The organism is Asanoa siamensis, from assembly GCF_016862555.1.
GTDB classification, from domain to species: Bacteria; Actinomycetota; Actinomycetes; order Mycobacteriales; family Micromonosporaceae; genus Asanoa; species Asanoa siamensis.
Window position 1 is genome coordinate 28,950 of record NZ_BONE01000035.1, and the last position, 14,363, is coordinate 43,312.

Sequence of the window (14,363 nt, forward strand, 5' to 3'; positions counted from 1 at the left end):
ACATGAACAAATGGCGGTGGAGCATGTCGATGTCCTGATCGTCGGCGCCGGGATCTCCGGCATCGGGGCCGGTCGGTACCTCAAGACGGAGGTGCCCGGCAAGACGTTCGTGATCCTCGAGGGGCGCGGCGCGTCCGGCGGCACCTGGGACCTGTTCCGCTATCCCGGGACGCGCTCCGACTCCGACCTGCACACGTTCGGCTACGCGTTCAAGCCGTGGCTCGACCAGGAGGCGATCGCGTCGGCGCCGCGGATCCTGGCCTACCTGCGGGAGACCGCGACCGAGAACGGCCTGGACCCGCACATCCGCTACCACCATCGGGTACGCGGGGCGTCGTTCGACTCATCGACAGCATTGTGGTCGGTCGACGTGGACGGTCCCGCCGGTGCGACGGCGTTCACGGCGCGCTGGCTGTTCTGCGCCGGCGGCTACTACCGCTACGACGCGGGCTTCGCGCCACGGTTCGAAGGGCAGGACAGCTTCGAGGGTACGATCGTCCACCCGCAACACTGGCCGGAAGACCTTGACTGGCAGGGCAAGCGGGTCGTGGTGATCGGCAGCGGCGCGACCGCCGTGACGATCGTGCCCGCGATGGCCGGCACCGCCGCGCACGTGACGATGCTGCAGCGCACGCCGACCTACATCATGTCGATGCCCACGAAGGACGCGATCGGCAACGCACTGAAGAAATACCTCGGCCCGAAGCGCGGGTACGCCTGGACGCGGCGCAAGAACATCACGATGCAGCGCTGGATCTGGCGCTTCTGCCAGCGGCACCCCGACCGGGCCCGCCGGTTGATCCGCCGGCTCAACGCCCGCAGCCTGCCGCCGGGCTACCCGGTCGACGAGCATTTCCGGCCGCCGTACAACCCGTGGGACCAACGCCTCTGCCTGGTGCCCGACGGCGACCTGTTCGCGGCGATCCGCGCCGGCACGGCGGAGATGGTCACGGACCACATCGACCGCTTCACGGCGGACGGCATCCTGCTGGCCTCCGGGCGCCACCTGCCCGCCGACGTGATCGTCACCGCCACGGGCCTCAACGTGCAGGCGCTGGGCGGCATCACCCTGACCGTCGACGGCGTGCCGGTCCGCGTCAACGACACGATCGCCTACAAGGGCATGATGCTGTCGGGGGTGCCGAACTTCGCGTTCATCGTGGGCTACACGAACTCGTCGTGGACGCTCAAGGTGGGCCTGCTCTGCGAGCACTTCTGCCTGCTGCTGGCCCACATGGACAAGCACGGCTACGAGATCTGCCGCCCGGAGCCGGCGGACCCGACGATGCCGACGCGCCCGTTCCTGGACTTCGACGCGGGTTACATCCGCCGGGTCATCGACCACCTCCCCCGCCAGGGCGACCGCCTACCGTGGCTGACCTCGATGCACTACCACACGGACGTCAAACTCCTCCGCGCCGACCGCGTCACGGACCCGGAACTCCACTTCGGCCGCGCGGCGAACGTCGCTGAAGACGATCAACATCAAGATCTACGGAGACCGGATCGTCCAGGTGCAACACCTGACCGCTCCGGGCTTCCGCGCTGAGCACGTAGTGCTCACCCTCGAGCCGGAAGACTCGCAGCAACAGCTCGGAGGTGTCGCCCTCGACGAGTAGGTAGGTGGGAATGCCGGCCTCGGCATAGAGATTCATCTTGGTCACTCGGTCGGCGACCGCGTTGCTGGGCGAGACGATCTCACACACCAGCCGCACCTCACGGGCTTCGACCACCGTGCCGTCGAGGTCTGTGTCGGCCACGACAAGATCCGGTATCACGATCCGGTCGGTCTTGAGACGAAGGTTGATCGTTTCGTACAGGACCAGCCCACCGGCCTCCACCGCGGCGTTGAAGGCCACCACGAGCTGGACGCTCAGGTGTTGGTGGCGTTTTGAAGGCGCGGGGCTCACCAGAAGACTCCCGTCGATGAGTTCAATGCGGGCAGGGGTCTCGCCGAGCTGGAAGAAGTCCTCCTCGCTCAGCGGCCCTAGGCTGACCCAGTCGAGAGTTGCCACCGTCATTGCTCACCTCCACGTCCAGTTTCGCACGGTTACGCCCCCACCGGTACCGCGCTGCGGGCGGCGGCGAGGGTGAGGGCGCGGTGCAGCAGGCGGGAGTCGCCGAGTAGGGCGCGGAGGCGGCGTTCCAGACCCGCGATCGGGATCAGGTTCTGGGGTGCGCGCGGGTCCTTGTAGGGCGTCGAGGCGAATCTCGGCAGCGTGACCAGCGACAGGTCCGCCAGCTCGATCGCCTCCTGCGACGGCAGCTCCGTCGAGCACTCCACGCGCACGATGCCCGCCCACGGTGCGCCGGTCGGGCCGGGCAGGCGCAGGTACCAGGTGTAGCCGCCCCAGGCCGTGCCCATCAGGAACACCGGTGAGCGTTCGCCCGGGCGCAGCGCCGTGACCACCGCGGTCAGGGTCGCGTCCAGATACTGGCTCTGCTGCGTCTTGACGTAGCCGATCGTGCGGGTGAGCTGCCGGCGGTTGCGCAGCGGGCCGTCGACCACCAGCAGCTCCTGCGACTCGCCGCGGACCTGGGTGGAGACCGCCACCTCCAGCGCCGTCAGCGGGCCCTGCACCGCCGGGATCAGCCGGGCCGGGTCGGGGGCGCCGGAGATCTGGCGTACGCCGTAGCGGACCGAGCCCGCCGTGATGTCCTGCGCCGTCGGTGACGTCGTGAACAGGCCGCGCTCGACCAGGGCACCGGCCAGCGACGCCGCTCCCGCGCGCAGGTCACAACGGACCACACCCGCCGCGTACGAGGCCGCCAGGCCCGGATGCGACGTGCCGTCCTCCTCCCGCGTCCACAGGCTCGCGTCGATCCGGCGCACACCGTCGACCAGCAGCACCACGTCGGGTGCGCGGACCGTCGGCGGCGCCGTCAGCGGTCGCCAGGCGGCGGCCGGCAGCTCGACGTCGGTGTTGACCTGCGCGCTGCTCTGGGTGGCCGGCGCACTGGAGGCCTCGAACGAGGCACCGTACGACGGATCCCAGTTGTCGACGAAATAGCTGGTCATATCCCGCTCCGGGTGATGTGCGCCGTGCGGGCGTCCTTGGTCACGTCGAACCGCACCGGCACCCGCTCGGCCAGCGCACCCACGTGGGTGACCACCCCGACCATCCGGTCGCCGCGGGCCGCCAGGCCCTCCAGCGTCGCCGCCACGGTGTCCAGCGTCGCCGCGTCCAGCGTCCCGAAGCCCTCGTCCAGCAGGATCGACTCCAGGCTGGCCGCCGACGTCGACATCCCGGCCAGCTGCTCGGCCAGCGCCAGCGCGAGTGCCAGCGACGCCTGGAACGTCTCCCCGCCCGAGAGCGTCCGGACACCGCGCCGCAGCCCGGCGTCGTGGTGGTCGACGACCGAGAACTCGCCCTTCTCGTGCACCAGGTCGTACTGCCCGCCCGACAGCTCCCGCAGGATCCGCGACGCGCCCTCGACCAGCAGGTCGAGCGCCTCCTCCAGCAGCCAGCGCTCGAAGTTGTTGGCCCGCAGGTGACCGGCCAGCGACTTGGCCACCTGGCCGTCGCGCTCGTGCGCGGACCGCTTGTCGAGCAGACCCTGCGCCTGCGCGCGGCGCTCCTCGACCCGGTCGTGCGCCGCCGTCGCGCGCTCGACCGCCACCGTGGCCGCCCGGACGTGGTCGTCGGGTGCCGGCAGGCCGGCCTCGACGAACGCCGCGTCGAGCCGCTCCCGCGCCGCGGCGACCGTAGCCGCGGCCTCGGCGGCGCCGGCCGCCAGCGCGGACCGGGCCGACCGTCGGTTGTCCACTTCGGACGACGACCAGCCGGACAGTGCCGACCAGGACGCGGCCAGGTCCTCACGGGCCGCGGCCGGCGGGCCGAACCGGGCCACCGCGTCGCGGGTCGCGTCGAACTCCGTCCACCCGCGGGTCAGCCGCTGCTCCGCCGCGGCGCGGCCGGCGTTGGCCGTGCGCGCCTGCTCGCGGGCCGACTTCAGCGCGGCGACCGCGCCGTCGAGCGTCTTCTGCAGCGACGCCAGCGTCGCCAGCTCACGGCGCAGCGCGGCGACACCCGGCGAGGTGGCGAGCTGCTCGTCGAGGGCCGCCAGCCGGACCACGAGCTGCTCGTGCTGGGCGCGGGCCCGGTCGAGGGTACGTTCCAGTGCGCGCGCCGCCTTCTCCCGCTCGGCGACCTGGGCCTGCGCCTTCTCGTCGGCGGCCTTGGCGGCGTGGCCGGCCTTCTCCGCCGCCGGCACCGCGGACGACGACGGCACGGCGGGCACGGTCGACACGGGCTGTTCGCAGACCGGGCAGGGCGCGCCGGCGTGCAGGTGCACCCGCAGCGCGCCGGCCCGGTCGGCCGCCTGCGCGTCCTGGTAGGCCCGCCGGGCCGCCTCCAGCTCGGCGGCCGTTCGCAGGGCCTGGGCGCGGGCCTTCTCCAGCGCCGCCGCCGCGGACCGGTGCTCGGCGACCGCGCTCGACAGTCCGTCCTGGAGCGACGCCGCCTCGGCGGTCACCGCGTCGTGCTCCTCGTGCGCGCGCAGCAGCAGGCGCAGCGCCGCCGGGTCGCCGGCCGCGGCCAACTCGCCGCGCAGCTTCTCCTCGCGGTCCTCGGCGGCTGTGACCGCCTCGGCGGCCGTGGTGGCCGCCTCCCGGGCGGTCGTCGCCGCCTCGGCCAGCTCCGTGACGCCGCGCGGCGGGCGGACCCGGTCGAGCAGCGCGATCTCGTCGTCGAGGGCGGCGAGCCCCGCGGTGACCTCGGCCGCCAGCCGCTGCGCCTCGGCGAGCGCGGGCATCCCCTCGGTGACCCGGGTCGCCAGGGCCAGCATCGCGTCGACCCGCTCGGCGGCCGCCGCGAGCGCCTCGTCGGAGGTGTCGTCGAGGCCGGCCAGGAGCTGGTCGACCGCGCGCAGGTCGGCGTCGGCCTGCTGCGCGCGGGCGGTGGCGCGGCGCTGGATGTCCTCGTAGACGTGCAGCCCGAGCAGGTTGACCAGGATCTGCTGGCGGGTGGCCGGCTTGGCGTGCAGGAAGTCGGCGAACTGGCCCTGCGGGAGGATCACGCAGCTCGTGAACTGCTCGTACGGCAGCCCGACCGCGTGCAGCACCGCCTCGTCCATCTCGGCGGGCGTGCCGGCCAGCACGTCACCCAGGTCCTCGGGCGTCATCCCGGTGTCGAGTTTGGACACGTCGAAGTTGTCGGGCATCTGCTGCAGCCCGGCGCCGCCGGTCTTCACGTTGCCGCGGCTGTCCCGGCGGACGACCCGCGTGGCCACGTAGCGGGCGCCGCCGGACTCGAAGACCAGCCGGACCCGGGCCTCGGTCGCCGACGGCGACAGCGCGTTCGCGATGCCCCGGCTGCTTCCCCACCGCGGCACCTGACCGTAGAGCGCGAAACAGATCGCGTCGAGCACAGTGGACTTGCCGGCACCGGTCGGCCCGACGAGCGCGAAGAAGTCGGCATCGGTGAAGTCGACGGTCGTCTCGTCCCGGAAGACGGTGAACCCCGCCATGTCCAACCGAAGGGGTCTCATGCCTCGACCTCACTTCGTGAGATCGAGCAGGAGCCCTGGGTCGCTGAGCCACCTGGTTCGGTCGCAAGCTCCCTCACGCCGACGCCTCCTCGTAAAGCTCGTCGAACAGGTCCCGTACGCCGTCGTCCTCGACGCCCCGGGATTCGAGGTAGTCGGCGAACAGCTCGCGTGGTGAGCGGCCGGCCCGTTCCTCGGCCCGTGGCCCCGGCGCAGACGCGACCAGGTCCGGGTCGATCCGCACCTCCAGCGCCCGCGGCAGCAGTTCCTGCACCTCCTCGCGCAGCCCCGCCCGCGGCGTCTCGCGCACGTAGACCCGCAGCCACGCCTCGCCGGGATCGACCGTGGCGAGCTGCTCCAGCGTGCCGCGCAGCGTGCGCAGGGGCACTGCGGCCGTCACCGGCACCTCGCGGACCTTGGCCGCCGCCTTCGCACCGACGTCGACGATCGACACGGCGGGCACGTTCTCGGCCTCGCCGAAGTCGATCGCCAGCGGGCTGCCGCTGTAGCGCACCGGGCAGGGGCCGAGCACCGTCTGCGCCCTGTGCAGGTGGCCGAGCGCGACGTAGTGGGTGGTGGTCGGGAACACGGTGGCCGGCACGGCGTAGCCCAGCACGGTCTGCGCCTCGCGCTCCCCGCCGCCCTGGCTCGCGCCGACGACCGTCACGTGCGCGGTCACCAGGTTGACCACGCCCGGCTCCCCGAAGCCTTCCGTGAGCTTGCCGAGCAGCCGCGACAGGTGGTCGGCGTACGTCTGGGTCGCCTCGGCGGCGGTCAGGTCGTACATCTCGACCGCGCGGACCGCGTACCGCTGGGACAGGAACGGCAGGGCGACCAGCCGCCACCGCTCGCCGCCGGCGGTCGTGCCCTCGATGACGTGCTCGGCGGGATTTTCCCGGACGCTGCCGCGCAGCGTGATGCCGGCCGCGTCGGCCCACGGCCGCAGCGCGTCGAGCGCCGCGCCGTTGTCGTGGTTGCCGCCGATCGCCACCACGTCGGCGCCGGTGCGGCGCAGGGCCGACAGCGCGCGGGTGACCAGCCTGGTCGAGTCGGGCGTCGGGGTCGCGGTGTCGTACAGGTCACCGGCCACGATCACCAGGTCGGGTTTCTCCGCGCGGGCGATCTCGACCACCTGCGCGAGCACCGCGACGTGCTCCTCGGCCCTCGACTGTCCCTTGAGGACCTTGCCGACGTGCCAGTCGGAGGTGTGCAGGACGCGCACGGGATGGACCTCCTAGAACGGGATGTCGTCGTCGGACAGCGCGCCCGACCGCGAGCCGACCACCGCGAACGGGTCGGCCGACTGGGTGACCGAGCGCAGCGAGCCGGTCGGCGCCGCGCCCGCCTCGGAGTGCCGGGTCGCCCACGACGGGAACGGGAACTCTAGACAGAGCGGCACCGGGATGTCGGGCTGGTTGACGAACATGGTGCCGGGCTTGGCGAGCAGCACCCGCTGCCGCTGGGCGGGCGGCAGGAAGCCGTACTCCGGGCGCGACGCCTCGGCGGGGTCGAGCCGGCCGACCACCCGTACGGCCGAGTTCGTGACGATCCGGCGCTCGACCTCGCTCGCCGTCTGCTGCGCGCCGACCAGGATCACGCCGAGCGAGCGGCCGCGCTCGGCGATGTCGAGCAGCACCTCCTTGATGGGCGACGAGCCCTCGCGCGGCGCGTATTTGTTGAGCTCGTCGAGGACCACGAAGAGCAGCGGCTTGGCGGTGCCCTTCTTCTCCTTGCGCTCGAACTCCTTCTTGAGCGTCACGCCGACCACGAACCGCTGCGCGCGGTCGGGCAGGTTGTGCAGGTCGACGACGGTGACCTGGGCGCTCTCGTCGGTGTTGATCTGGTGCGGCCGCCGGGTGGCCAGGTCGCCGCGGATCAACCGGCCGAGGTCGCGCTTGCTGGCGATCAGCCGGCGGGCGAACGCGTTGATGGTGCCGAGCCCGACCGCGCTGCCCGTCCAGCCGTGCCGGGTCTCGTCGTCGGAGAGTTGCGCGACGACGAAGTCGACCAGGTCGGCGTAGGAGCTGAGCCGGGTGCCGTCGATCGCGACCCCACCGTCGGCCGGCACCGCGTGCCGGGCCAGATGGGCGGTCACCGCGTGCACCACCATGGTGTATTGCTGCCGCTCGTCGTCGGCGTCGGCGAAGACGTAGGGCAGCAGACCGCCGCCGCAGAACTCCTCGAGCGTCCAGTAGAAGCTGTCGACGCCGGAGAGCCGACTGCTCACGTCGGGCGTGCCGGACGCGTCGCCCAGCCGCGGCGGCGCGTAGACCCGCACGTCGTCGAACGGCTTGGCCGGCAGGCCGAGCCCGGCGTAGGCGGCCGTCGTCCGGTCGTCGAGCTTGACGTTGGGGTGGTCGAGGAAGAGCAGGTCCTCGCCCTTGACGTTGAAGATGAGCGCCTTGGCGTTGACGGCGTCGCCACCGAGCGCACCCGAGTTGAACACCGAGTAGAGCAGGAACGTCGCGAAGCTGGTCTTCGTGGCGACGCCGGAGATGCCGGAGATCGACACGTGCGCGCCGCGGGTGCCGTCGAGGAAGTCGGCGTTGAGGTAGACCGGGATGCCGTCGCGTCCCGTACCCATCGGGATCTGCCGTTCCATCCGGTCGAAGTGCAGCGCCGCGGCCCGCAGGTCGCCGGTGGCCCGGTGCACCATCGCGCCCGGCGCGGGCGGGACGTAGAGCTCGGGGTCGACCCGGGTGACGGTGATCTCGGCCGCCTCCTGCACCTGGGCGGGCAGCGTGCCGTCGGCGATCGAGAAGACGTCGGAGTCGAAGACCGCGCCCTCGTGCCGGGCGCGCACCTGGGTCACCACGCCGGCGATCCGCACGGGCGGGCGATCGGGCAGCTCACGGGTCGTCACCACGACGTCGTCGAGCTGCAGGTAGCTGCCCGGCGAGACCGCCGTCCAGAACTGCAGCGGAGTGGCGTCGGAGGTGCCGAGCACCCGACCGACCGCACTCTGCTCACCCATCGCTCCCACTACCACGACTCGCATCTTGCAACATCAGTACGACCAGCTCCCAGCCGACTCGCGGGAGGGTGACAGATGAGATGAAAGAGAGTTTCACCCTTTTGGGGCGGGTACGCGGCGATGCTCGGCGATCACCTCGTCACCAACGGACGCAGCGCGGCCGCCCGCGCGCGCCGCCAGCCGGCGATGCCCGGCATCGTCGCGTCCTGGATCGTCGCGGCGCGGATGCTCCACATCCCCGCGAGGCCCACGACGAACCTGGACGCCTCCGGCGGCAGCGCCCGCAACAGCCGGTGAGCCCGCTCCGTCGACGCTTCCGGGCCGAGGACCTGACCGGTGGCGACGACGTCCGCGGCCTGCTGCGCGAGGTCGATCCACGGGGCGCCGGCCGCCGCGTACGCCCAGTCGAGCAGCACCGCGGATCCCGCGTCGACGGCCGTGTTGTCGAGGCGGACGTCGCGTCGGTCCACTGCCGTTCCGTGACGCCGGGCGCCCAGGTGGTGGCCATCGCGACCCACGGCCCGTGCGTGACGGTGGCGAGCCGGCGGGGCGCCGGCACCGTGGGCGGCAGGGCGTCCAGGACCTCGGACTCCTGCAGGATCATCCGGTGGTTGTGGGCACGTACGTCGGCGGACACGGCCTTGACGAAGACCTGCCGTCCGTCGGCGAGGCGCAGGGCCACGGCGGGGCCGGGTGACATGCCGCCGTGCAGGTCCGTGTGGCCGACGATCGCGGCGCCGAGCGCCCCGGCGACGGCCTCCCGCACCGGTGCCGGCGTGTCGGCCCAGGCGGCCCGCGCGGTGAACGTCACGCGCGCATCCTAGGCCTCCCCCGGGCGAGGGAGGCGGATTCCCGCCGGCGGGGGAAGGCGTACGCGGCGCGGCTTGTGACGGTTGCGCTGCCGCTATCTCTGGGGGGATCCGCGATGACCACCGGCCGCCGGCGCAACCTGCTCGACCTGGCGTCACAGGAGTGGGGCCGGCCCCCACGGCCCTGGCTGATCGCCGCTGTCGGCGGCCTCGCGCTCACCGCCCTCGGCTGCACGCTCGTCGAAGTCGCCCGCAAGCGGGCATTGACGCCCGGGCCGTGAGCCGCATCGGTTACGGTCGGGGTTCCGGGCCCGTACCCGATGCCGTGGAAGGTGATCCACGTGGGGCAACTGACCATCACCAGGGAGTCGCCGGCGTTCTGGCGCGCCTCGTTCGACAATCCGCCGGTCAACGTCTTCGGCGCGCAGATGATCATCGAGATGCGCGCCCTGCTCGACGCGGCGGAGCGCGACCCCGATCTCGTCGTCATCGTGTTCGAGAGCGCCAACTCCGACTACTTCATCGCGCACTGGGATCTGGCCGACGACCTGGCCGCCCTGGCCGACCAGCCGCCGCCGGTCACCGGTCAGCAGCCCTTCGTCGACGTCATGGTGCGCCTGAGCAGGCTGCCCGTCCTGACGATCAGCAAGATCCGCGGTCGGGCGCGCGGGGCCGGCAGCGAGTTCCTGCTGGCCACCGACATCCGGTTCGCGAGCCGGGAGCGCACCCTGATCGGCCAGTTCGAGATGGGCGCGGGCAGCGTCCCGCCGGGTGGCGGGGCTCCGGCCCGGCTGCCGCGTCTCGTCGGTCGCGGGCGGGCCCTGGAGATCCTGATGGGCGCGCAGGACTTCGACGGCGACCTCGCCGAGCGGTACGGCTACGTCAACCGCGCCGTCCCGGATGCCGACCTCGACGAGTTCGTCACCGCGTTCGCCGCCCGGGTGTCGACGTTCGACCGTGGCGCGGTGGCCGAGATGAAGGGCTGGGTCGACGCCATCACCCTTCCCGACGACGGCGAGTTCCCGCCGCAGTCGGCCGCCTTCGCTGCCCGGCTGGGCGGCGAGCGCTACCGCCGGTGGGCGGAAGGCGCGTTCGCGGCCGGCCTCCAGCAGCCGGGCGACGTCGAGGAGCGCCTCGGCACCCGCTCCGTCGACTTCTCCTCGCACCGTCTGAACTGAGGATCACGGGCGCAGGGTGTCGACGCGGGCCACCGCCTGGTCGATCTGGGCCTGCGTGACGCGGCCGTCGCGGACGAGGTTGACGACGTTGTCGAGGGTCTCCTCGACGATGTTCGGGTTGTAGACCTGCTGGTTCGCGAACACGAGCAGGTCGAGGCCCGCCTGCAGGCCCAGGGTGACCGCCTCGTTCTGGCCGTACCGGTTGAGGATCGCGGCGGCCTGCATGTCGTCGCTGACGGTCGGGCCCTGGAAGCCGAGTTGGCCGCGGAGCAGGTCCGTGACCACCGCCCGCGACAGCGAGGTCGGCAGGCGCGGGTCGAGTTGCGTGTTGATCAGGTGCGCCACGAGTACGGAGTCCGCCATGCCGTTGCGGATCAGCTGCTGGAATGGCAAGAGCTCAGTGCGCCGCCAGGTGCGGCTGACGTCGACCACGTCGAAATCGGTGTTGCCCGTCGCCGTGCCGAAGCCCGGGAAGTGCTTGATCGACGTCTTCACGGCGCCGGCGCGGTGGACCTGGATCTCCTCGGTCGCGTTGGTCACGACCACGCCGACATCGGCGGAGAAGCTGCGGCCGAGCTGGCCGATCGCCGGGTTGTTCGGGTTCAGGTCCAGGTCGACGACCGGTGCGTAGTTCAGGTTGGCGCCGATCGACCGCAGGCTGTCGACGATCTGCTGTGCCCAGGCCCGGGTCGCGGGCGGCGAGTTCTGTGCCCCGATCTCGGCCTCGGACTTGGTCGCGGGGAAGCCGTTGCCCGGGTTGAGGCGGGCGACCCGGCCGCCCTCCTGGTCGATCGAGACGATGAGCCGACCCGGTGAGGCCTGCTTCAGGCTGCGGACCAGCGCGGTCACCTGGGCGGGCGAGGTGATGTTGCGCGGGCCGTCCGTCGCCAGGTCCCGGTCGAACAGGATGACCCCGCCGAGGCCGTTCCGGACCGCCCGCACGATCCAGTCGTTGTCGTCGACCGCCTCGCCCCGGAAGCCGACCACGAGCAGGCTGGAGATCTTGCGGCGCAGCGCGGCCTCGTCGAAGGTGGGTGTCGGGCTCGCCGGCTGTCGCGGGGCCGTCTCGGCCGTGCTGGCACCGCAGCCCGCGAGACCCGCGACCACGGCCGAGCCGACGCCGGCCAGCAGCCGCCGGCGGGTCACGGACGCATCGTTCACCGCACCCACGCTACGGGCGATCTTCGGACCTGACGCCCATATCGACGGGCTCCACCGGAGTCAGGCGAGGCGGCGGAGCAGCGTCGTCGCCCGGCCCGGGTCGAACGCCTCGGGGTCGAAGCCGCGGATCACCAGGCTGCGCAGCTCCGCGTGCTGCGGGTGCTGGGTGTCCCGGAGGGCGACCAGCAGGTCGGCGTAGCCGAACGCGCCGCCGACGTCCTCCGGCGGGCACGCCCGTTCGCCCGCCACACACCGCGGGTAGCGCTCGTCCGGCTCGGCCGCGAAGACGTCCTCGACCACCAGGTCGTGCTCCCACCAGTCGCCGAAGTCGTAGGTGTAGAGCAGCCGCGTGCCCTTGTGCGCCACCGCGTCCAGCCGCACGTCCAGCTCGTCGCGCAGGGCCAGCTCGCCGTCGGGGTCCGGGTCGCCGTACTGCACGCCGTCGACCTCGAACGAGTGCAGGTGGTAGTCCTGCCAGCCCATCGCGTGCTGGATCACCCGGTGCACCCTGTCCAGCGTGTACGCGGCCGGCAGCTCGACCCGCCGCCACACCGTGGGCAGCACGTCGGCCAGCGTCACCTTGAGCTGGTAGATCTGCCGGGGCATCAGTGGCGTCCTCGATAGGGTTGCCGGATGAGCTGCGACTGTCAGCACCGTACCCCCGCGCACCGTCCCGCAATCCGCACCGCGATCGCCGGATGAGCCCGCCGCCGATCCGGGCCCTGTGGAGTGTCGACGCAGCTCAGCAGGCGGGTGCGGAGCTTGACGACGACGAGCTGACCCGCTGGTACGGGCGCTCCGAAGGCCCCACGCTTCGTGTCAATTTCGTGACCAGCGTCGATGGCGCCGTCGAGGTCGAGGGCTACTCCGCCGGGCTGTCCGGGCCGGCCGACAAGCGCGTCTTCGGCATCCTGCGCAAGGTCTGCGACGGCCTGCTGGTCGGCGCGGGCACGCTGCGGCACGAGGGCTACGGCGCGGTCACGCTGGACGAGCCGCGCCGGGCCTGGCGCCGCGCGCACGGGCTGCCGGAGGCGCCGACGCTCGCCGTGGTCAGTGCCAGCCTGGCCGTCGATCCCGCGTCGCCCGTCTTCGCGCAGGCGCCGGTGCGGCCCGTGGTGCTCACCACGCAGGCGGCGACCGCGCCGCCGGGCCTGCAGGACGTGGCCGACGTCGTCCGCGTCGGCGAGCGCGAGGTCGACATCACCGCCGGGTTGGCGGCGCTGCGCGCGCGCGGCCTCGACCAGATCCTCTGCGAGGGCGGCCCGCACCTGTTCGGCACGCTCACCGCCGCCGACCTCGTCGACGAGCTGTGCCTGACCGTCTCGCCGCTGCTGACCGGCCCGAAGGCCGGCCGGATCACCGCCGGCCCGCACCGCGAGGGCGGCCCGGTGGCGCTGCGGCTGCACCACACGCTGCTCGCCGACGACCTGCTGCTGCTCCGCTACACCCGGGCCCGCTGACGGCGCCGGCGGACGATCGCGAGCACCAGCAGGACCGGCGCCAGGGCGATCGCGTACGCCCAGGCGGGCGCCGCCCAGATCGACGGCTCGGCGGGCGGCCCGCCGAAGGCGCCGGAGCGCAGCAGGCCGTCCGGAACCTCCAGGTCGGAGACGCCCGGCGGGGTGTCGACCAGCGTGTCGATCTCCCCGTTCGGCCGCAGGGCCGCCAGCGTCCACCGGCGCGGGTCGTCCCGGTCGGGCGCGTAGGTGAGCACCGCGTCGCGCCCGTCCCGCCAGCCGACGACCTCGCCCGGCGCACCGTCGATCGGCACCGGCAGGGTGACGATGCTGCCGCTGGTGGGATCGGCCAGTTCCAGCCGCCACCGCCGCGCGTTCTCGGCGGCCAGGTCGCAGCGCTCGGTGCAGCCCTCGAAGGCGAGCAGCGCGATGAGCCCGCCGTCCGGGGTCCACGCCGCGCGCCCGGCCAGCCGGCGGTCGGGCGCGAAGTTGTCGGTCGTCGAGATCGGCTCACCGGTACGGGCGTCCATCACGGACAGCCGGCGCCCGACGTCGCCGCGCCCGACCGGCCCCTCCACCGCGATCCTGGTGCCGTCCGGCGACCAGGCCGCGGTCGTGTAGCTGTTCATCCGGCCGACCGCGACGTAGCGCTGTGCGCCGGTCCGCATGTCCACCGCGATCAGGTCGTCCGGCTTCTCGGGGTCGCTGTCGGGAATCGCGTCGTCGCCGTAGACGATCCCCTCGTCGTCGTTGACGATGCCGACCAGCAGCTCCGAGCCGTCGGGCGAGAAGGCGAGCGGCCGGGACCGGTCGGCCACGTCGGCCAGCCGCCGCTGCGCCCCGGTGGTCAGGTCGAGCATCCGCAGGCCCGGACGCACGTAGTAGCGCCCGTCGGGCGTGAGCAGGCCGTTCTCCTCGCCGATGTCCTGGTAGATCAGCCGGTAGCTGCCGTTGCGGCCGACCGTCACCCCGGTGCTCTCGAAGTAGCGGGTTCGCGCGGTGAAGAACACCAGGGCCGCGGGCCCGCCCGCGCCGGCCGGCCACTGCCCGACCGCGGCCTGCCAGAGGTGGGGTTGCTCGACCCGGGACGGCACCGCACCGGGCCGGTCCGCCGGCTCGACCGCGGCCCGTCGGTGCCCCGCCACCGTCGGCACGGCCAGCGCGAGCACCAGCACGACGACGGCCGCCACCGCGTAGCCGAACCGGCGCCGCTGCCGCAGCCGGCGCCCGGCCCGCCACAGGTCGTCCGGCAGCCGGGCCGGCGGCATCTCGTCGGCGATCTCCTGGAGCATCCGCC

The 14,363-nt window shown here is 72.8% G+C and carries 12 protein-coding genes and 1 pseudogene; 4 read left to right on the plus strand and 9 right to left on the minus strand.

Going from position 1 to position 14,363, the window contains the following annotated elements; translation table 11 throughout:
* The first annotated feature begins 10 nt into the window (after positions 1-10).
* Entirely contained in the window at positions 11-1,549 is a 1,539-nt protein-coding gene (locus Asi02nite_RS21620; protein WP_203715686.1) for a flavin-containing monooxygenase, read from the plus strand.
* A 7-nt stretch (positions 1,550-1,556) separates the two neighbouring features.
* On the opposite strand, the pseudogene Asi02nite_RS21625 reads toward Asi02nite_RS21620, so the two are convergent.
* The 6 genes and pseudogenes from Asi02nite_RS21625 to Asi02nite_RS21650 all read right to left on the minus strand — a co-directional run.
* Positions 1,557-2,021, minus strand: a pseudogene (locus tag Asi02nite_RS21625) (Uma2 family endonuclease); the annotation flags it as partial.
* Positions 2,022-2,050: 29 nt separating this feature from the next.
* A complete protein-coding gene (locus Asi02nite_RS21630; protein ID WP_203715688.1) occupies positions 2,051-3,019 on the minus strand; it encodes a hypothetical protein in 969 nt (322 codons plus the stop codon).
* Positions 3,016-5,490, minus strand: coding sequence for an AAA family ATPase (locus Asi02nite_RS21635; protein WP_203715690.1), 2,475 nt, complete (start codon positions 5,488-5,490; stop codon positions 3,016-3,018). Before Asi02nite_RS21635 ends, Asi02nite_RS21630 begins: the two co-directional genes overlap by 4 nt.
* A 73-nt stretch (positions 5,491-5,563) precedes the next feature.
* On the minus strand, positions 5,564-6,709 hold the full coding sequence (locus tag Asi02nite_RS21640; RefSeq protein ID WP_203715696.1) for an exonuclease SbcCD subunit D: 1,146 nt from the start codon (positions 6,707-6,709) through the stop codon (positions 5,564-5,566).
* A gap of 12 nt (positions 6,710-6,721) precedes the next feature.
* Entirely contained in the window at positions 6,722-8,461 is a 1,740-nt protein-coding gene (locus Asi02nite_RS21645) for an ATP-binding protein (RefSeq protein WP_203715697.1), read from the minus strand.
* 131 nt (positions 8,462-8,592) lie between these two features.
* Complete coding sequence (locus tag Asi02nite_RS21650) at positions 8,593-8,931, minus strand: hypothetical protein (protein ID WP_203715702.1); 339 nt, start codon at positions 8,929-8,931, stop codon at positions 8,593-8,595.
* A gap of 455 nt (positions 8,932-9,386) precedes the next feature.
* Here Asi02nite_RS21650 and Asi02nite_RS21655 point away from each other — a divergent pair, with 455 nt between their 5' ends.
* Together Asi02nite_RS21655 and Asi02nite_RS21660 are read left to right on the plus strand one after the other, a co-directional pair.
* Positions 9,387-9,551 (plus strand): hypothetical protein, encoded by a 165-nt coding sequence (locus Asi02nite_RS21655; protein WP_203715704.1) that lies wholly within the window; start codon positions 9,387-9,389, stop codon positions 9,549-9,551.
* A 60-nt stretch (positions 9,552-9,611) separates the two neighbouring features.
* Positions 9,612-10,448, plus strand: coding sequence for an enoyl-CoA hydratase/isomerase family protein (locus tag Asi02nite_RS21660; RefSeq protein WP_239126893.1), 837 nt, complete (start codon positions 9,612-9,614; stop codon positions 10,446-10,448).
* A gap of 3 nt (positions 10,449-10,451) precedes the next feature.
* Here the strand turns inward: Asi02nite_RS21660 and Asi02nite_RS21665 are convergent, their stop codons facing one another.
* Both Asi02nite_RS21665 and Asi02nite_RS21670 read right to left on the minus strand, forming a co-directional pair.
* Positions 10,452-11,609, minus strand: coding sequence for a glycoside hydrolase family 3 N-terminal domain-containing protein (locus Asi02nite_RS21665; RefSeq protein ID WP_239126894.1), 1,158 nt, complete (start codon positions 11,607-11,609; stop codon positions 10,452-10,454).
* A gap of 60 nt (positions 11,610-11,669) precedes the next feature.
* Complete coding sequence (locus Asi02nite_RS21670) at positions 11,670-12,215, minus strand: plasmid pRiA4b ORF-3 family protein (RefSeq protein WP_203715706.1); 546 nt, start codon at positions 12,213-12,215, stop codon at positions 11,670-11,672.
* A gap of 92 nt (positions 12,216-12,307) precedes the next feature.
* Here Asi02nite_RS21670 and Asi02nite_RS21675 point away from each other — a divergent pair, with 92 nt between their 5' ends.
* A complete protein-coding gene (locus tag Asi02nite_RS21675; RefSeq protein ID WP_203715707.1) occupies positions 12,308-13,069 on the plus strand; it encodes a pyrimidine reductase family protein in 762 nt (253 codons plus the stop codon).
* Here Asi02nite_RS21675 and Asi02nite_RS21680 read toward each other — a convergent pair.
* Entirely contained in the window at positions 13,051-14,358 is a 1,308-nt protein-coding gene (locus Asi02nite_RS21680; protein WP_203715708.1) for a TolB family protein, read from the minus strand. The two genes, Asi02nite_RS21675 and Asi02nite_RS21680, sit on opposite strands and share 19 nt — an antisense overlap.
* Positions 14,359-14,363: the final 5 nt, after the last annotated feature.